This window comes from Comamonas odontotermitis (genome assembly GCF_040396735.1).
GTDB classification, from domain to species: Bacteria; Pseudomonadota; Gammaproteobacteria; order Burkholderiales; family Burkholderiaceae_C; genus Comamonas; species Comamonas odontotermitis_C.
The window spans coordinates 54,284-71,683 of the sequence record NZ_JBEBNZ010000014.1 but is presented as its reverse complement, the minus strand read 5'-3'; the positions used below and the strand labels follow the sequence as shown (position 1 = coordinate 71,683).

At 60.9% G+C, this 17,400-nt stretch carries 16 protein-coding genes; 3 read left to right on the top strand and 13 right to left on the bottom strand.

What is annotated here, in order from left to right; translation table 11 throughout:
- Positions 1 to 39: 39 nt before the first annotated feature.
- Positions 40 to 1,095: a dTDP-glucose 4,6-dehydratase gene (gene rfbB, locus ACH2DG_RS13505; RefSeq protein ID WP_395026730.1), complete on the bottom strand. Its 1,056-nt coding sequence runs from the start codon at positions 1,093 to 1,095 to the stop codon at positions 40 to 42.
- Positions 1,096 to 1,288: 193 nt separating this feature from the next.
- Entirely contained in the window at positions 1,289 to 2,062 is a 774-nt protein-coding gene (locus tag ACH2DG_RS13500; protein WP_395026728.1) for a type III pantothenate kinase, read from the bottom strand.
- Positions 2,063 to 2,256: 194 nt separating this feature from the next.
- On the opposite strand from ACH2DG_RS13500, the gene lysM reads away from it, so the two are divergent.
- Positions 2,257 to 2,715 (top strand): peptidoglycan-binding protein LysM, encoded by a 459-nt coding sequence (gene lysM, locus ACH2DG_RS13495; protein WP_224153003.1) that lies wholly within the window; start codon positions 2,257 to 2,259, stop codon positions 2,713 to 2,715.
- A gap of 67 nt (positions 2,716 to 2,782) precedes the next feature.
- Here lysM and ACH2DG_RS13490 read toward each other — a convergent pair whose 3' ends face one another.
- The 6 genes from ACH2DG_RS13490 to ACH2DG_RS13465 all read right to left on the bottom strand — a co-directional run bounded on the left by ACH2DG_RS13490 (position 2,783) and on the right by ACH2DG_RS13465 (position 10,677).
- Entirely contained in the window at positions 2,783 to 5,632 is a 2,850-nt protein-coding gene (locus ACH2DG_RS13490; protein WP_395026726.1) for a class I SAM-dependent methyltransferase, read from the bottom strand.
- Positions 5,633 to 5,637: 5 nt separating this feature from the next.
- Entirely contained in the window at positions 5,638 to 7,020 is a 1,383-nt protein-coding gene (locus ACH2DG_RS13485; protein WP_395026725.1) for an ABC transporter ATP-binding protein, read from the bottom strand.
- The gene (locus ACH2DG_RS13480; protein WP_395026724.1) at positions 7,010 to 7,837 is read right to left on the bottom strand and encodes an ABC transporter permease; all 828 of its coding nucleotides are present in this window, start codon (positions 7,835 to 7,837) and stop codon (positions 7,010 to 7,012) included. Before ACH2DG_RS13480 ends, ACH2DG_RS13485 begins: the two co-directional genes overlap by 11 nt.
- Before the next feature lie 115 nt (positions 7,838 to 7,952).
- Positions 7,953 to 8,384, bottom strand: a complete 432-nt coding sequence (locus ACH2DG_RS13475) for a rhodanese-like domain-containing protein (RefSeq protein WP_395026723.1) — start codon at positions 8,382 to 8,384, stop codon at positions 7,953 to 7,955.
- 172 nt (positions 8,385 to 8,556) lie between these two features.
- Entirely contained in the window at positions 8,557 to 9,609 is a 1,053-nt protein-coding gene (locus ACH2DG_RS13470; protein WP_395026786.1) for a M48 family metallopeptidase, read from the bottom strand.
- A 249-nt stretch (positions 9,610 to 9,858) separates the two neighbouring features.
- Positions 9,859 to 10,677, bottom strand: a complete 819-nt coding sequence (locus ACH2DG_RS13465) for a lysophospholipid acyltransferase family protein (protein ID WP_395026721.1) — start codon at positions 10,675 to 10,677, stop codon at positions 9,859 to 9,861.
- A gap of 149 nt (positions 10,678 to 10,826) precedes the next feature.
- Here ACH2DG_RS13465 and ACH2DG_RS13460 point away from each other — a divergent pair, with 149 nt between their 5' ends.
- Complete coding sequence (locus ACH2DG_RS13460; protein ID WP_395026720.1) at positions 10,827 to 11,081, top strand: hypothetical protein; 255 nt, start codon at positions 10,827 to 10,829, stop codon at positions 11,079 to 11,081.
- Between the two features lie 523 nt (positions 11,082 to 11,604).
- Positions 11,605 to 13,770, top strand: coding sequence for a primosomal protein N' (gene priA, locus ACH2DG_RS13455; RefSeq protein ID WP_395026719.1), 2,166 nt, complete (start codon positions 11,605 to 11,607; stop codon positions 13,768 to 13,770).
- A 43-nt stretch (positions 13,771 to 13,813) separates the two neighbouring features.
- Here priA and ACH2DG_RS13450 read toward each other — a convergent pair whose 3' ends face one another.
- From ACH2DG_RS13450 to ACH2DG_RS13430, 5 genes are all read right to left on the bottom strand, one after another.
- The gene (locus tag ACH2DG_RS13450; protein WP_395026718.1) at positions 13,814 to 14,776 is read right to left on the bottom strand and encodes an AEC family transporter; all 963 of its coding nucleotides are present in this window, start codon (positions 14,774 to 14,776) and stop codon (positions 13,814 to 13,816) included.
- A gap of 237 nt (positions 14,777 to 15,013) precedes the next feature.
- Entirely contained in the window at positions 15,014 to 15,373 is a 360-nt protein-coding gene (locus tag ACH2DG_RS13445; RefSeq protein ID WP_395026717.1) for a hypothetical protein, read from the bottom strand.
- Positions 15,374 to 15,476: 103 nt separating this feature from the next.
- Positions 15,477 to 15,875, bottom strand: a complete 399-nt coding sequence (locus ACH2DG_RS13440; protein WP_224152993.1) for a roadblock/LC7 domain-containing protein — start codon at positions 15,873 to 15,875, stop codon at positions 15,477 to 15,479.
- Complete coding sequence (locus tag ACH2DG_RS13435; protein ID WP_395026716.1) at positions 15,872 to 16,444, bottom strand: ATP/GTP-binding protein; 573 nt, start codon at positions 16,442 to 16,444, stop codon at positions 15,872 to 15,874. Before ACH2DG_RS13435 ends, ACH2DG_RS13440 begins: the two co-directional genes overlap by 4 nt.
- Positions 16,441 to 17,148, bottom strand: coding sequence for a hypothetical protein (locus ACH2DG_RS13430; RefSeq protein ID WP_395026715.1), 708 nt, complete (start codon positions 17,146 to 17,148; stop codon positions 16,441 to 16,443). Before ACH2DG_RS13430 ends, ACH2DG_RS13435 begins: the two co-directional genes overlap by 4 nt.
- Positions 17,149 to 17,400 lie beyond the last annotated feature (252 nt).

Below are 17,400 nucleotides of genomic sequence, written 5' to 3'. Positions count from 1 at the left end.
CTCTGTCAAGCGCCAGCAGTCCTGTTTTTATAGCAAATCTCAAGCGTACTGTTTGTTGACCCAATCCTTATATGCGCCCGATTGCACCTGCTGCACCCACGCTTGGTTGTCCAGGTACCACTGCACGGTTTTCTGGATGCCGCTGTCAAAGGTTTCGGCCGGCTTCCAGCCCAGCTCCTTTTCCAGCTTGCGCGCGTCGATGGCATAGCGGCGGTCGTGGCCCGGGCGGTCCTTGACGTAGGTGATCTGCTCGGCATAGCGCTTGCCATCACTGCGAGGGCGCAGCTGGTCGAGCAGGCTGCACACGCGCTGGACAATTTCGATGTTGGGCATTTCGTTCCAGCCACCGACGTTGTAGGTCTCACCCAGCTGGCCACCCTGCAGGACGCGACGGATCGCGCTGCAATGGTCCTTCACGTAGAGCCAGTCGCGGATCTGCATGCCGTCGCCATACACGGGCAGGTTCTTCCCGGCCAGCGCATTCACAATCATTAACGGAATTAGTTTTTCCGGAAAATGATACGGACCATAGTTATTTGAGCAGTTGGTGGTGAGCACTGGCAGGCCATAGGTGTGGTACCAGGCACGCACCAGGTGGTCGCTGGCGGCCTTGCTTGCGCTGTAAGGGCTGTTGGGCTCGAAGTTGTGGGTCTCGGTAAAGGCCGGGTCGGTCTTTTCCAGGCTGCCATAGACTTCGTCGGTCGAGACATGCAGAAAGCGGAAACCACTCCTGGCCTCGCCCTCCAGGCCATTCCAGTAGGCACGGGTGGCTTCCAGCAGGCGCAGGGTTCCCACCACATTGGTCTGGATGAAATCCTCAGGCCCGTGAATCGAGCGGTCCACATGGCTTTCGGCTGCGAAGTGCACAATGGCGCGTGGCTTGTGCTCAGCCAGCAATTTGTCCAGCAGCGCGCGATCGCCAATATCGCCTTGTACGAAGATATGGCGGTCATCACCCTGCAAACCATGCAGATTGTGCAGATTGCCTGCGTAAGTCAGCTTGTCGAGATTGACCACGGGCTCCTCGGAGCCTGCCAGCCAGTCCAACACAAAATTCGAGCCGATAAAGCCGGCGCCTCCGGTGACGAGAATCATGGGCAATATGGGTAGTGAACAACAACCGCCCATTATCGCACTGCCCTCCATGGACTGGCTGCCAGCGCCCGCAAAGCCGCGCCCGTGTTGTAACCAGGCTTACAAATAGGCGAACCGCTACTATTGTTGCAGCAACCAGCGCTTGCTATAGATGGTTTTTGGCCGCAGAAGCCTTGATTCAGCGGCTCTACGCTCAGGCGGCGGCGCCGAAGCGGCTCTGCGCAATATGCAGCAACCCATCAAAAATCAGGTTTTCCACCAGCTCAAACGGGCGCGTCATGCTGGGCATCATCTTCCAACCCGCACCGCCGGTCATGACACACGCCGGCTCTTCGCCGCAGTGCGCAATCACGTGCTGCACCATGCGTTCCACGGCACCCGCAATGGCATAAGTGCCGCCACTGGTGAGTGCATCGCTGGTATTGGTGGGAAAGGTGCAGACATTGCCCGTGGGCACGTGCAGACCGGCAGTACCCGCTTCCAGCGCGCGCAGCATGATGCCGTGGCCGGGCAGAATCAGGCCACCCAGGAACCTGCCGCTCGCATCGATCGCCTCCACCGTGACGGCCGTGCCCACCATGACCACGACCACTGGCCGCTGCCGCCCTTGCGCCAGTACATGGTGCCAGGCGCCGATCATGGCAATCCAGCGGTCCGTCCCCAGCCGGGACGGGTGGTCATAGCCATTGGTCAGGCCCGCCTCCTGCGTGGTGGACACCACCCAATGGGGCGAGACATCCCAGATTTCCATCTGCTCCTGCACGCGGCGGCGCACCACATCGCCCGCCACGACGCAGCCCAGCATGTACCGGGGCTCGGACAGCTCTGCCCAGCTGCCTTCGGCCAGGCGCTCGATGTTGTCCAAAAACTCCACGCCATGGGCGAGCACGGCCGCACCCGGGCTCGGCTCGTCATACATTGCCCACTTGAGGCGCGTGTTCCCTACGTCAATGGCCAGAAAATGCATGGGCGGCATTATCAGCCTTTTTGTATTCATCCTTTGTTGCACTTGCAACATCTACGGTAAATACCTAGCTGCAAGCGGTAGTGAGCACTGCGGGTACTGTGAATTTTCTTCAAGCGCCCTTGGCTGACATTGCCTTGCCGCCAAAGCCGTTTATATTGGGCAGTTCCTGCAATCAACCTTCAAGGAGTCAACCAATGGGACTGTTCAGCTTTATCAAGGAAGCCGGTGAAAAACTGTTTGGAGGCAAGGACGCCGCTGCCGCCCCTCAGGACCTGAACGCCACAGCAGGCGCAGCCATCGAAAAATACATCGGCACCCAGAATCTGGGCGTGACCGACGTGAAAGTCGCCTTTGACGCAGGCAAGGTGACCGTGACGGGCACTGCCCCCACCCAGGCCGCCAAGGAAAAGGTGACCCTGTGCTGCGGCAACGTCTCGAGCGTGAGCGATGTGGACAACCAGATGACCGTCACCAACCCCGAACCCGAAGCCAAGTACTACGACGTGGTCTCCGGCGACACCCTCTCGGGCATCTCCAAGAAGATGTATGGCGACGCCAACAAGTACATGGTGATCTTCGAAGCCAACAAGCCGATGTTGAGCGACCCCAACAAGATCTACCCAGGCCAGAAGCTGCGCATTCCTGCAGTGTAAAGCCGGTAGGCCCATCAAAAAACCCGCGCAGGGCTTCCTCTGCGCGGGTTTTTTATTGGAGTGGATGTTACGCAGCTCGAGGCTGCAGGAACCGGTCCACCAACTGGCGCAGGTCCTGTTCGGCCTTGTAGATGACCGCCAGATACTCCTGGTTGTTGATGCCCCAGAGCGACGAATCCATTTCGGTCGTGTGCGCCACCAGGAATGGCAGGGTCGTCACCACACGCATCTGCGCCTTGGTCTGCAGATAGGTATCAATGGTGTTGGTGTGCGGATCGCGGATATTGGCATCCCATTGGGCCAATGCCTCCAGCGCCGGTTGGGTGTAGATGTTGTGCACCATGCTGGTCATACGGTCCAGCACCACAAAGGTTTCGCCGTCGCGCTGCTGAACGTCCAGCACCTGGGTGTCAGGGTGGATCTTGGCAATCAGTCCCGCAAAAATGTCCCACTCGCCAGCGTGCTGCTGCAGCCAGGCATCGACCTTGCCGCGACGCAGCGCGTAATCCGGCGGCATCTCCACGTCGTCTTCCATCACTTCGATTTGTGACACGCCAGCCTGCAGCGCCTTGCGTGCAAGGTAGTGGTAGCTCATGGCACAGCCCAGCCAGCCAGGGCTGTGCCGCACACCATCAAACACCGCGACATTGCGTGCGAGGCCGGGCAAGGTCTCGTGCATGAAATGTGCGCGGCGGCGGTGGGTTTCGGGCATGCTCAGCACCATGCAGTCACCCGGCAGCGGCTGGGCCTGCGTCAGGCCATCCCACATGGCGGTATCGATCCGGCCCAGCGCGTACAGGGCGCGGCAGACCATGAACTCGAACTGCTGCGCGCTGCGCTGCACCTCCTGCTCAACGGCCCGGCGCACCTCGGCCGGTGCAATCGTGATTTGCTGCAGCAGTTGCTCCACCGCCTTCACCATCGCCTGCGCATCGCCGACCGGCGCCACACGCACCGCGCCGCTGTCCACCAGTTCCTGATAGACGTCAATGTCGGCGCTGCTTTCCGTCACAACCGGGGTGCCCAGGCTCAGGCATTCGTAAATGCGCGTGGTCTCCAGCAATGCGCCTTCGTAGTAATGGATGTTGACCACCACGCGCGCTTGGCGAACAGCCTGGCGCAAAGCGTCACCAAATAGATTGCCTTCGATGCGGACCGTGAAATGGCGCTGCAGCTCCTGCAGCATTTCCTGGCGACGCGGCGCATTGACATCACCGTAGAACAGCACATCGCACACTGGCTCGGCGGACTGCAGCGCAGGCTCGCCACTGGCCTGCAACGCCAGTGAATAATCGGCCACACCGCCAATGGGCACCAGGAAGGTGTGCGGGTAGCGCACGCCCTTGCCTTCCAGGAAAGCCAGATTGGCCGGCGCATAGTCCCAGGCCGACAGAGAGTTCTCCAGGATCGACAGGTATTCTGGCGTGAACCAGCGCGGACTGACGCTCTGCTCCATCTGGAACACGATGCGCTTTTCACCCGGAGGCAACTGCCTGAACATCTGCGGGCACACCACGATGTACATGTCCAGCACATAGCCCTCGGGGGGAACCTCCTGCAGAACGGTCACCTCGAACCCTGCCTTGCGCAGCACCTGCGCGAGGCCATGCGCAACAAACTGCGTATGGGCGGTAGCCAGCACGCCGTACCTGCGGTTGCGACCGGGCAGCAGCGGCACCGTTTGTGGCACAACCCCTTGTGAGCGCTGAATGCGCCGGCGCAATGCGTGCCGCGCCTTGCGCACCAGGGCCGGCTCGTACGGCGCGAGCTTCTGCTTCAGGCGGAAAAGCGCGCTTTTCAACGAGCGCAACGCATCCTTGACCCGCCACAGCGGTGTCAGCTGGCGCGCCATGGCCTGCATCTGCTGGCTTTGCTGCTCGATCTGCCACTGCTTCTGGGCGCCCTCCAGTTCCAGGGCCCGCATCCGTGCGGTCTGCTGCTCGATGCGCTGCTGCTTGCGTGCGGCGTCCTGCTCCAGGGCCTGCACCTGCTGCCGCATGTGGCGGCCAGCCTCGTCCAGCGTCGCCTGCACCTGCTCGGCACGGCTTTGCCATTGCTGGCGTGCCAACTCCAGTGCGCGGATCTCGCCATCCTGCTTTTCAATCCAGGCGTGGCGCTGCTGGCCTGCGGTCTCCAACTGTTGCGCCTGCTGCTCGGCACCGGCCAGTTGGTGCTTCAGCGCCTGCATCTCGGCCCGGCATTCAAACCTTGCACCAAGGGCAGCAAACACCGCCTGCACCTGGCTTTGGAGATCCGCGTGAGCCGGGTTGCAGAGTGACCGCAGCAGCGCGGGTTGCTCGGGCCCCACCAGCAGCACGCCCAGGCCGTTGCTGTGCGGAAAGTGCAGGCTGGGGTAGCGGTTCTTCAGTTCTGCCCACAATTGGTGTACGCCAAAGTCATCCCGGTAGACATTGCTGTCGTGGAAAAGCACAACCCCGCGCTTGCTGAGCTTGGGCAACCAGCTCTCGAAATCATGGCGAACGGCTTCATAGGTGTGCAGGCCGTCGATGTGCAGCAGATCCACGCTGCCATCGGCAAAGCTGCGGAGGGCCTCATCAAAGCGCATGCGCATCAGCGTGGAAAACCGCAGGTAATGCGGGTCGTGGTGCTGCCGCAAGCTGGTGTAGATGTGCTCGCCATAGGCGCCCGCATGGGCGTCGCCCTCCCAGGTATCCACCGCATAGGCACGGGTCGGCAGTTGCTGCGCCGCAATGGCTTGGCAAAAGGCCAGGTACGAGATGCCGGAGTACGCGCCCAGCTCCACCAGCACATCCGGCCGGGCCACCGCCATGAGCCAGGCCGCAAATGGAATATGGCCCGCCCACGGTGCGGGGTGGGTCAGGTGATGGGGCTCCATCATGGCTGCGGGCAGCAGCCATTCGTAATCCACAGAGTCCTTGCGCAGGACATCGGTCATTGGTTTCATGTCGAAGAAGTCTTTTCGTTGTCGCTGCCTGCACGCAGCGCGATGCTCCGCATCGGAATCCCCAAAAGGCCCGTGGCCACGTTGGTGGATTCGGATTTGAAGTGCACCGCATCCTGGATCCAGTGGTGCTGCACGTGGTCGTGCTGCGAGCCATCTGCCAGCGCAATATCGATGGCGTAGTGGCCCACCGGCATGCGCGGCATGTCAAAGCTGAATTCCGCCAGCAGTTGCTGGCCTGCGCCGCAGGCCACGGGCTGGCCCAGATAGGTAAGGTAGCTGTTGTCGCCAAATACAGCCTGGCCGGTCCGGTCCTTCACGACAAAACCGACGATCGGAGATTGCAACGCCTGCAGGCACTGCGCCTGCACCCGCAAGATCACAGGCTCGCCCCCCACCACCCAGTGCAGGGGACGGCGCTGCGCATCCATCAGCCAGACATCGGTGATGCGGGCGCCCCCCAACCCGAAAGACATGGCTTCGGGATTGAAGCGGAACACTTCGATATCGTTGCGCAGAGGCTCGCTGCGGAAAAAATCTTGACGTTGGTCATGAAAGCTCAGCTGCACCGCCTCGGCCTGCGTCACAGCCACGCCTGCGGCGGCACTCTCGCCCTGCTCTGCCTCATAGCAGGCCTGCATGTACCGGTCGCAGACCTCCTTGGTCGGACCCACCTGCATCACGCGCCCCTTGTCAATCCAGACCGCGCGGTCGCACAGGCTCTTGATCGCAGCGGTGTCGTGGCTCACGAACAGCAAGGTGCCACGCTGCATGAAATTGCGCAGAAAACGCATGCATTTCTGGGTGAACACGGCATCGCCCACCGCCAGCGCCTCGTCCACCACCAGGATATCAGCATCCACATGGGCGATCACGGCAAAGGCGAGGCGCACATACATGCCGCTGGAATAGGTCTTGACCGGCTGCTCCATGAAGTCACCGATATCGGCAAACGCCGCAATCGAGTCGAAGCGCTCAGTGATCTGCGCATCCGACAGCCCCAGCAGCGCTGCGTTCATGTAGACATTGTCGCGGCCCGAAAACTCGGGGTTGAAGCCAGCCCCCAACTCCAGCAGCGCCGCGATGCGCCCGTGCGTGCGCACCTCGCCCCGGGTTGGCTCCAGCGTGCCGCACACCATCTGCAGCAAGGTGGACTTGCCGGAACCATTGCGGCCAATGATGCCGACCGTCTCGCCCTTGCACACACGCAGGTCCAGGTGGTGCAGCGCCCAGAATTCGCGGTAGTAGTCCTTTGCCGGACGCCCCACCATGCGCGCCAGGCGTGGCAGCACAAACTGCCGCAGCCGGTCACCCGGCCTGTCGTAGACGTGGAAACACTTGCCCAGGCCGTCGATCTCGAGCGCCATCGTTTCAGAGGACATCGGCAAATCCTTTGCGCGTCTTCTGGAACCAGGCAAAACCCAACCAGGCCACGATGGCACAGACCACTACGCTAACTGCCCAGGCCGCCCAATCCGGCGCACGCCCCCAGATCAGCACCTCGCGCGACTGCTCGATGAAAAAGGTCAGCGGATTGAGCCACATCACGGTCTGGAACTCTGGCGGCAGTGCCTTGACGGGGAAAAAGATGGGAGAAATGAACATCAGCATCGTCGTCAGCACACCGGTGATCTGCTTGAGATCGCGTGCAAAAACGCCCAGCGATGCGAAAAACCAGCCCACGCCCAGAGTCAGCAGTACCAGAGGCAGCCAGATCAGCGGCAGCAACAAGGCCGTGGGCGGCACGCTGCCATTGAGCACCAGCAAGGCCAGCAGCAGCACCACCAGGCTGGCCAGCGACTGGATCAGCGCCGAGCACACCGCCACGATCACCAGAATCTCGAGCGGGAACACCACGCGCTTGACGTAGTTGACATTGCCCAGAATCAACTGCGGGGCGCGGTTGAACACATCGGAGAAAAAACCATACACGATGAGGCCTGAAAACAGCACCATCGCAAACTGCGTCTTGGATTCGTTCAGGTCACCCCAGCGCGCTTTGAACACCACGGAGAACACAAAGGTGTAGATCACCAGCATGCACAGCGGGATGATGAGCGACCACAGCCACCCCACGACCGAGCCCGTATAGCGCTCGCTCACATCGCGACGCGTCATCTTCTTGATCAAGGGCCAATGCGTGCGAACGCTGGCAACCATGGCTGCAGCAGACGCTGCGCTGCCAGCACGAGCTGTCAATGTAAAACTCCGTTAAATGGTGAGGGGCCAAGTTTACTGGCGAGACAAGCACGGCACGCCCTTTATCGGTGCTGCGGTTACACCTCGCCACGCTTGAGAATCCAAGCTATTGATTTTATTGAAACCAAGGCAGGCCATGCTGGCGCCAGCCACCCAGCCCGCCCCGTTGGCCCTGGCTGTTTGCGTCGCCCTCGAAGCCTTCAAGAATGTTATATGCGGCTAACCCAAGCTCGGTAGCGCGCTTGGCAGCCGCTACGGAGCGCACGCCGCTGCGGCACAGTAACAGGATTTTCTTACCCGATTCTTGCTCGGCCACTTCCTGCAGGCGGGCGTCAAAATCAGGGTTCATCGCCATGCTTGGCCACTGCTTCCAGGCGAGGGGCACGGCGCCAGGCACCTGCCCTACCCATGCACGCTCGGCATCGGTACGGACATCCACCAGCACGGCTTCGCCGCTTTGCACCCAGTGCCATGCCAGCTCTGGTGCAATGTCGCCAGCGTAGCCAGTGGCGGGATGGATCTTTTGCTGCTCTGTGGTCAGTGTCATTGCGGTACGGTCTCCATGCGGTTCAGGCAAACCAAGTCTCAACAAGGTGCTTGCCAATGAGAATACACCGCCTGCATTCTTCACCGTGGTTTGCACAAAATATTTTCAAATTTGATAGCTATCTGCGCTTTCCTGCTGCGCGCCATCGCGATTTCCCATCCAATCCCTCGGCTCATGCGGCCAGATCCCAGGGCGGCGCAGGAATCGACTTGAGCTGCTCGCGCAGCGCACGGTGATCGGGCACCACCTCGGCCACAGTGTCCCAAAAGCGTGGGCTGTGGTCCATCACGCGCAAATGGGCCAATTCATGCGCGACCACATAGTCGATGACGGCGGGCGTGTAGTGCATCAGCCGCCAGTTGAGCCGGATGGAGCCATCGGATTTGGCACTGCCCCAGCGGGTTTCGGCACTCGACAGCCGCAGGCTCGTGTAATGCACACGCAGAAGCGGCGCAAAGTGGGCGAGCCGCGAGAGAAAATGCTGGCGCGCGCTTTTCATGAACCAGGCCTGCACCAGATCCCGGATCTGCTCCCGCCCGGCTGCACGCGGAAGGGCCAGGTACAGCCTCGAGGGGCTGCCGGGTAGCTCGCTCTCCACTCGCCAGACCACTCCTGCACGTGCCACGCGCTGCTCGCTGTCGATCACCAGTTGCAGCGGCTGCCCTAGAAAGGGCAGGGTTGCGCCATCTTCCCAGCGGATGGTGGCGTTCAGGCTATGGGCGCGGCGGCGCTGCATTTCGCCCAGTTTGCGTACAATCCAGGCCGCCTTCTCCTGCAGAGCTTCGTCAATGCCGTTTTGCGTGACCCAGCGCGGTGCACGCACCACTAGGCCGTCTTCCCCCACCAGAAAGCCAATGCTGCGCCGCTTGGCGCGCTGGAGCAGGTAGGCGATATGGGTGTCGCCCAACAAGACAGCGCGGTTGGCACCCGGATGCTCGAATGCCTGTGGCAGCAAGGTGTGCGACAAGGATTCGGGCCCAGTCTCGGGCGGCATGGTTTTCGTAGACACCGCAGATGGCGGCTCTGCGCTCACAACAGGTGCTGACTGCGCACCTGGAAACACTCCTTCAGGCGCTTTTTGCCGTACTGGCACCACAGGCCTGTCGACCGGCGGCGCCACAGGCACGGACGGGCGTGCACCGCCCTGCCCGGTCGCAGCTTCGGCAGGCGTCCTGGGCTCACTGCGGTCCCATAGGTCCAGCGCCAGTTGCACCAGTCGGCGCACATCCGCAATCATGCCCACCTCCGCTGCACGGCTGTCCTGGCTCGCTTCGGAGGGAAATACCCCTCTCCGCCATCGGAAGTGCCGGGCCGCAGGTCTTGGCCTGTCATGCTTTTCATTCCGATGCAATCTCGCGATGAAAAATAGCCACCAGCGCCTGAAGTAAAAGCGCCAGCAGCTATTGTTTTTATAGTTCTTGGTGGCGAGACTGAAGTATCGCAGGCAGGCAAGTGGTCTTTCTCCGGTAAAAAATCAATCGGCAGAGGCATCGGCAGCGGACGCAGCCGGGGCCCGTTCCGCGCGCGCGGGCAACGGCGGCTTGCCCACATAGGCGTCCGGGTCCAGGCGGCGCATTTCTGACTCGATCCAGAATTCCACCTCGGCCATCAACTCGTCATGCTTGCGACCCTTGCTGTCGATGGGTTTGCCCACCGACACATCCACGGTGCCCGGCTTCTTCACGAATGCCTTGCGCGGCCAGCACTTGGCAGAGGTCACGGCAATCGGCACCACCTGCGCACCCGTCATGATGGCCAGGCGGGTGGCGCCGGTCTTGTAGTCGCCAGTCTCGCCGCGTGGAATGCGGGTCCCTTCCGGAAACATGATCACCCAGATACCCTGTCCCAGCAGACGCTTGCCCTGTTCCACCACCTTGTGGAAGGCGCGGCTGCCGTCCTTGCGGTCAATGTGGATCATGTCCAGGCTGCCGATCGACCAACCGAAGAACGGAATCTTCAGCAACTCTTTCTTGAACACGTAGGCAAGCGGCACCGGCATGATGGCCGGCATCAGAAAAGTCTCGAAGGTGGACTGGTGCTTGCATAGCAGCACCACGCCTTTTTCACTGCCGGGCTGGCCCTGCACCGGCAGATTCTCCATTCCCTGCATGCGCACCTTGATACCGCAAAACCAGCCTGCGCTATCGGCCGACAGCTTGAGCCAACGCCGAGCCACTGTATAACGAGCCATGCTGCTGGCACCGCATACGCGCAGCAACAGAATGGTCAGGGTGAAGGGAATCACCGTCAGGCTCATGAAGAGCGTATGCAAGATCGATCGAATCAGGGACATGGGTCAAGTGGCAAAGCAGCACACAGCAGTTGCCATGTGCGGGCGCTAAATCTATCCAGGTGCACGGGTCGGCAGCCAACCGCCAATGAACGGATGTGGCCCGGGCAACGCGGTCATCAGCGCATGATCATATCGGAAGCGAACCCGCATTGACCGGGGATAACGCAGAGGCCACGAAGCACCCCACCACACCCCAAAGGACGACCGCTGCTGCCTGCGGCAGCGCAGCAGCCAGGCGTGTACACGTTTCGGCCACCGACATAACCAAAGAGAAATCAAAAGAGTTCTTTGATTTTTATAGAGATAAATTCAACCATCCACAAGAAAAAGGCATGTATCCACAAGCTTGCGCACAGCTTGATCAAAACGATAAAAATCTCAATAAATTATTTACACATCAATGATTTATGGTGGATAAATCAGCTACTTCTAGAATAATTGTGGATAAATGACAGCTGGAAGCGGCACCGCGCTGCATGCCCCCCATGCAGTGAGCGAGCACTTATGCACACAATGTGGAAAGCAGACCCGCTAGCACAAAACAAAGCGCACGAATTTGAAAATGCCTAGAGTGCGTATATAACTTATTGAAAAATAGAAATAAAAAATTTTGTCAACCAAGCAGGAGCCAAGGGCGACAATCTGTGCTAACGGCTCGACCGCCTGACGGCGACTTGCATGTCAACAAAGTTATCCACAAATACATCGGCCATTGTTGATTTACCTTGAGATTTGTCTTGTGGGTAAGTTGTCCTACAATTTTTTCGAGGCCTTCTTCGGGTTGCACAACTGGTAAAAATACCTAGGCTGGCACATCGGACTTGGCGCTTTGTTGAAATCACAAGCCCTGAGATCGTAAACACGTTCTAAGCCATACACTCGGTACCTCGGTCCGCTCCACCTACGCATCTCCTGTCCCTGCATTCCGTGCCCTTGCTTCTTGTCGCCGTCCATACGCCTGCCCATAGCGCCATCAGCGCTGCCAGCGAACTGCTGAGCTATCACAGCGAACAGTTGCTGCCACGCGGCAGTCTGGTGCGTGTGCCCCTGGGCAAACGGGAAGTCCTGGGTGTTGTCTGGGGTGAGGATGACTGCTATGCGGGCGAGGCCAGTGCACTCAAACCCATCGCTGCCGTGCTCGAAGGCGTTGCCCCCATGCCGGAAAACTGGCTGCGCCTGGTGCAGTTTGCCGCACGCTACTACCAGCGCAGTCTGGGTGAGATGGCCATCACCGCCTTGCCGCCTGCCTTGCGTGATTTGACGGCAGAGCAGCTGACCCGGCGGCTCAAGCGCAAAAGCCAAGCCGCGCCGACGAGTACCGCCACCGACACCGCCTTGGCCTTGAGCCCTGAGCAAGCTGCTGTTTGCGCGCAGATCGATGCCAATGCAGGGCCATTCCTGCTATTTGGCAGCACTGGGAGCGGCAAGACCGAGGTCTACCTGCACCAGGCCGCGCAGTTGCTGCAGCGCGATCCTGCTGCCCAGGTGCTGGTGATGGTGCCCGAGATCAACCTGACCCCGCAGTTGGAAGCCCGCTTTCAGGCTCGCTTCACGGCCCAATTGGGCGAAAGCGCCGTTGTCAGTATGCACAGCGGCATGACGCCGCCGCAGCGCCTGAAAAGCTGGCTGGCTGCGCATACAGGCCAGGCCCGCATCGTGCTAGGCACGCGCATGGCGGTATTTGCGTCGATGCCACAGCTCCAGCTCATCATCGTCGATGAGGAACACGACCCCAGCTACAAACAGCAGGAGGGAGCGCGGTACTCGGCCCGCGATCTGGCCATCTGGCGCGGCCATGATCTGAATGCCAAGGTCATACTGGGATCCGCCACGCCTTCGCTGGAGAGCTGGTGGGCCAGCCGCCCTGCGGGAACCGCAGGACCGCAGGATGCCGGCGGCCGCTACCTGCGGCTGGCCATGCCCAGCCGTATCGGTGCGGCCGGCGTAGGTGCATCCAGCCCAGGTGCCTCCGAATCCGGCGCAGGCGCCATGCCACGCCTGCGCATGGTCGATATGCGGCAGCAACCGCGCCGCGCGGTGTTCTCCGATGCGCTTTTGCAGGCCATTACAGAACGTGTGGAGCGCGGCGAGCAGGCCTTGGTCTTGCTGAACCGGCGCGGTTTCGCGCCAGTGCTCTTCTGCGGCGATTGCGGCTGGAAAAGCGATTGCCCGCACTGCAGCGCGCACCAGGTCTTCCACAAGAATGACCGCACGCTGCGCTGCCACCACTGCGGATACACCCAGCGCGTGCCGCACGCCTGCCCCAGCTGTGGCAACCCCGACATCCTGCCACTGGGCAAGGGAACCGAACAGCTCGAAGAAGAGCTGGAACGCCTGCTGCGCAACGTGCAGCGCCCCGATGGCGACCCAGCCCGCATCGCACGCATCGATGCGGACACCACCAAAGCCAAGGGCGCACTGGAAGAAAAGCTGGCCCACATGCACGCAGGCGATGTCGACGTGCTGGTTGGCACGCAAATGGTGGCCAAGGGGCATGATTTCCGGCGCGTCACCCTGGTTGCGGCCGTGCAGCCCGATGGCGCCCTGATGTCCAGCGACTTTCGCGCGCCTGAACGCCTTTTCTCATTGCTGCTGCAGGCGGCGGGCCGCGCCGGGCGCGACGCTGCCTACGTGGCAGCGCAAGGCAGCAAGGTGGAAATGTGGCTGCAGACCCTGCAGCCCGACCATGCCATCTACCAGGCGCTGCGCCGTTGGGACTACGCAGGCTTTGCGGCCCAGCAACTGGCGGAGCGGCGCGACGCAGCCATGCCGCCATTTGCCCACCAGGCCATCATCCGCGCCGATGCCCGAACGCAGGAGGTGGCGCAGGGCTTTTTGCGCGCCGCTGCGGCTGCCGCAACCAACCAGCCCATGCCCGGAGCGGACGACGTATTCGTCTACCCTCCCATTCCGCTGGCCGTGCAGCGCGTGGCCAATGTGGAGCGGGCGCAGATGCTGATCGAGAGTCCATCGCGCAAGGCCTTGCAGCAATTCCTGCGCGCCTGGCAGCCCACGCTGCACTGGCTGCGCAGCCATCCCGAGCACAAAACCTTGGTGCGCTGGCTCGTGGATGTAGACCCACAAGCTATCTAATCAATAGCAATCAGCGCTTGAAATGCAAGCGCTACAGCCACTTTTATTGAAAAAATTCTGCAAACCCACTGACCGCCAGCGTAAAGCTGACAAAGGCGAGCGCCGTGCTCACGAGAATGATGTGCGCAATGCGGCCGTTGTGCGCGCCATAGCGTTCGGCCAGCAAGGTGACATTGCTGGCACTGGGCAGGGCAGCCACCAGCGCCAGCACCATGACCGCAAAGGGCGGCAGAGGCAGGCCCAGCGCAATGGCAGCATGGCCCAGCGCCAGCACCAGCAGCGGATGCACGAACAATTTGACCAGTGCCAGCGGCACATAGCTGCGTGGGGCCGCGTACTCGGCCTGTACCATCTTGGAGCGCGCAAGCACCGCGCCCACGGCAAATAACGCGACCGGCGTTGCCGCGCTCGCCAGCAGCCCGACCGTCTTGTCGATGGCCACAGGCAGTTGCCACTGCAGGTAGGATGCGAGCGCGCCCAGCAGTATCGACCAGGGCATGGGGTTGGAGAGCACACCCTTGAGTGCCTTGCCCAGCGCCGGGCGGATATTGCCTGCAGCGCCATCCATGCGAGACAAGGCCAGGCCCAGGGAGGTTGTCATCACCATGTCCACCAGCATCGACAGGATGGCTGGCCCGGCAGCGGCCTCGCCCAACAACGCCACCAGAAGCGGCAGCCCCATGAACCCGGTATTGGGGAAAGCCGTGACCAGTGCGCCAAAGGCGCTGTTGTTCCAGTCCAGCCCGCCTCTGCGCGAGAACCAGACGCAGCCACCCACCATCAAGAGCTGCACCAGCATGTACAGCAGCAGCGTGGGAATATTCATCAACTGTGCAAACGGCAGCGACGAGCCCGCCTTGTACAGCATGCACGGCAGTGCGAAGAACAGCACGAAGGCATTCACCCCTGCGATGGCAGGCAGCGGAAATATGCCGCGGCGCGTGGCCAGGTAGCCGCACAGTACCAGCGCAAAGAATGGAAAGGTGACAAGAAAGACGGACAGCACCTGCGTATTGTGCCGACGCCTCTGCGCTGCGGCTGTAGCGCGAGGGACCGGCGTAGGCTTTCAGGCACCATGGACATCCCAAAAGCGCCCAGCCCCCGCTCACACTGCGCCTCTACCAGCGCAAACAGGGCATTCGTCCATTTATAGCCCGTACAAATAGAAAAACCTGCCAGCGATGCGGCAGGTTCTGGGTATCGGTTATTGGCGAAGCGAGCGCCAGGCGCTCGCTACCAGGGATCAGATCGACACGAGCTTTTCCACATCTGCGCATTTACGGCGGGCCAGCGCCAGATTGCTGCGCTGCTTGTCAAGCACCAGATACAGGAAGAGGCCTTCCTTTTGCGCCATGGGGCGAATGATGTGGTATTGCGTGCCCAGGGTGATCAGAATGTCGTCAATCGAGTCGTTGAGGCCGAGCGACTTCATCGTCTTGAGCTTGGCGCGCACCACCTCGGTATTGCCAGCCGCAGCCAGTTCGAGGTCCAGACCGGAGCCCGCGCTGCCCAGCAGCATGCCGCTGGCGCTGTCCACCAGTGCAGCGCACATGGCGCCATCAACGGTGAGCAGTTGTGTCAAAGCTTCTTGTACCGATGCCATTCATCTCCCCTTCACGCACTGGCTGATTGTCGTCGCTGGCCCATTCGGCCAATGCAACGCATGGGCCAGCTTTCCCCCTGCCGGCGCCATGCAGGCGGCGCCATCAGGGTTTGTTCATTTCCGCACCGACTTCCGCAGCCGCCCAGAGCACACGGCCCAGGATGGCATTGGTATCGAGCACCATGCACAAAATGCACGGAAACTCAGATGATACCGATTGAAACACAACCACGCCACTGTCGGTTTCAAACGTGAGGCGTTTGCAGCCCGCGTGGTTGATTTCCCGGCCCACGGCACGTGCCATGGCCATCAACGAGCCGGCCATGGCCGACAGGCGGTTAAGCTGCAACTCGCTGTTCGTGCGCAGCGATGCGATTTCGAAACCATCGGGAGTGCTGAGCAGAGCAACGCGAACGCCATCGACGGGCCCGATCAATTTATCCAGCGCCTGTTGGCCCGCTGTGACAACCTGGGCAGGGATCATGGGTTGTGATGCGGTCATGGATTCTCGCTTTGCAAAGACAGCATGGAAACTAGCACACTCATTACTTCGAGCATCTGGGCGCGATCCCGGGGATCGGCTTGCAATACAGGAATCACGCCATAGCCGGCAGAATACACACCTTGTGCGAATGTTTCAATTTGTGTAGCGCCCGCGTCACGCGCGCTCAGAATCAAGGTGACAGGCGCCGTCTCCAGCTTGCTGATCTCGCCGAGAATATGGGTGGTTTCCGCTAGGCTGGCAGCGGCATTCACGTCGGCCATGATGAAAACACCCATGGACACCGACAGCACCCATTGGCGCACGAAGCTGAAACGCTCCTGCCCCGGGCAGCCGCAGATCTGGACGCGTTCGCCATCGCCCAGGTCGATTTCACCGAATTCGGTACCGACCGTGGTGAAGTCCTTGGTGTGGGCAGCAAGATCGAGATTGCGCACATCCGAATGGGACATCAGCTCGCCGCACAAGGTGCGTACGGCTGTTGTCTTGCCTATGCCCATCGGCCCACACAGCGCAATGCGGGGCAGCGCCAGCTTTTGCCGCGTGCCCCAGTCCAGCTCCTGAATCATGCCGCTTTTCCTCCTCCGCGGATCCATCGGCTCAAACGGCCGAGTAATCCACCGGAGTGTACCGGCTCACGGCTTCCCGCAGAAGCAATTGCGCGTTGAGGCGACATGGCGACACCACGCAGCACACCACGTTGGCCCAGCTCCACCAACATGTGGCGGGCGGTGGCGGAATCCAGTCCGCTATGGGTGCAGAGTTGGGCGAGCGAAATAGGTTCGCGCGACAGCAGGGCCAGTGCCCGGATGCAGGCGCCGGTGTTGAAGGGCGCGCCCATCGACACCCAGGATTTGAGCTGGTAGAGGTATTCCTGCTTGGCCGCAGGCACAGCGTCAGCCACCTGAGCCTGCGCACGCGCACTCCTGGCAATCACTTTCTGGCGCGCTTCCCAGTCCAGCAGAAAGACGGCCGCACGGTCCAGCGTATCGATCAGGTCGCTGAGCGTGTAGTTCACCTCCAGGCGCCCAGCCCAGGAGGCATTGCCCGTGAGATTGCCCCCTACATTGCCGACGGTCACCACGCACGGGCTGTTGCCCAGCGAAGACACGACATCGGCCATGCCCTGGTCCACGAGAACCAATTGGGCACGGTCTCGAGGCACCTCCTTCCAGGGGAGCACCGACTTGCGTGCAGCCACCCCGAACAGTTGCACGAAACGGTGCCTGACATTGGGGGTGAGCAAATCTGCGGAAATACCGGCGGTCTGCATGGATGTGACTCGTAACTTATTGTCTAAATTTATTAATACTTTCGTTGAACAACAACGATGCTATCGCACATTCTAAAAGCTTGTAAGTTAGGCGCAAGCCTTTCGTCAAGGTGGAAAGCATCTACCTACATTGATTGACATTCAACTTGGCGAAACGTGTGCTTTTTGTAACAAAAAAATATACAAAGTCCCGTGTCTGCAGTCAGCGGGGCTTGCCGCTATTCTTCTGCACCTTCTCCATCTTTTATCCGC

What these genes read in the sequence shown, in the direction of transcription:
- rfbB (WP_395026730.1), bottom strand. Translation starts at nt 1,095, where the DNA reads ATGATTCTCGTCACCGGAGGCGCCGGCTTTATCGGCTCGAATTTTGTG.
- ACH2DG_RS13500 (WP_395026728.1), bottom strand. Translation starts at nt 2,062, where the DNA reads ATGCATTTTCTGGCCATTGACGTAGGGAACACGCGCCTCAAGTGGGCA.
- lysM (WP_224153003.1), top strand. Translation starts at nt 2,257, where the DNA reads ATGGGACTGTTCAGCTTTATCAAGGAAGCCGGTGAAAAACTGTTTGGA.
- ACH2DG_RS13490 (WP_395026726.1), bottom strand. Translation starts at nt 5,632, where the DNA reads ATGACCGATGTCCTGCGCAAGGACTCTGTGGATTACGAATGGCTGCTG.
- ACH2DG_RS13485 (WP_395026725.1), bottom strand. Translation starts at nt 7,020, where the DNA reads ATGTCCTCTGAAACGATGGCGCTCGAGATCGACGGCCTGGGCAAGTGT.
- ACH2DG_RS13475 (WP_395026723.1), bottom strand. Translation starts at nt 8,384, where the DNA reads ATGACACTGACCACAGAGCAGCAAAAGATCCATCCCGCCACTGGCTAC.
- ACH2DG_RS13465 (WP_395026721.1), bottom strand. Translation starts at nt 10,677, where the DNA reads ATGTCCCTGATTCGATCGATCTTGCATACGCTCTTCATGAGCCTGACG.
- ACH2DG_RS13445 (WP_395026717.1), bottom strand. Translation starts at nt 15,373, where the DNA reads ATGGCATCGGTACAAGAAGCTTTGACACAACTGCTCACCGTTGATGGC.
- ACH2DG_RS13440 (WP_224152993.1), bottom strand. Translation starts at nt 15,875, where the DNA reads ATGACCGCATCACAACCCATGATCCCTGCCCAGGTTGTCACAGCGGGC.
- ACH2DG_RS13435 (WP_395026716.1), bottom strand. Translation starts at nt 16,444, where the DNA reads ATGATTCAGGAGCTGGACTGGGGCACGCGGCAAAAGCTGGCGCTGCCC.
- ACH2DG_RS13430 (WP_395026715.1), bottom strand. Translation starts at nt 17,148, where the DNA reads ATGCAGACCGCCGGTATTTCCGCAGATTTGCTCACCCCCAATGTCAGG.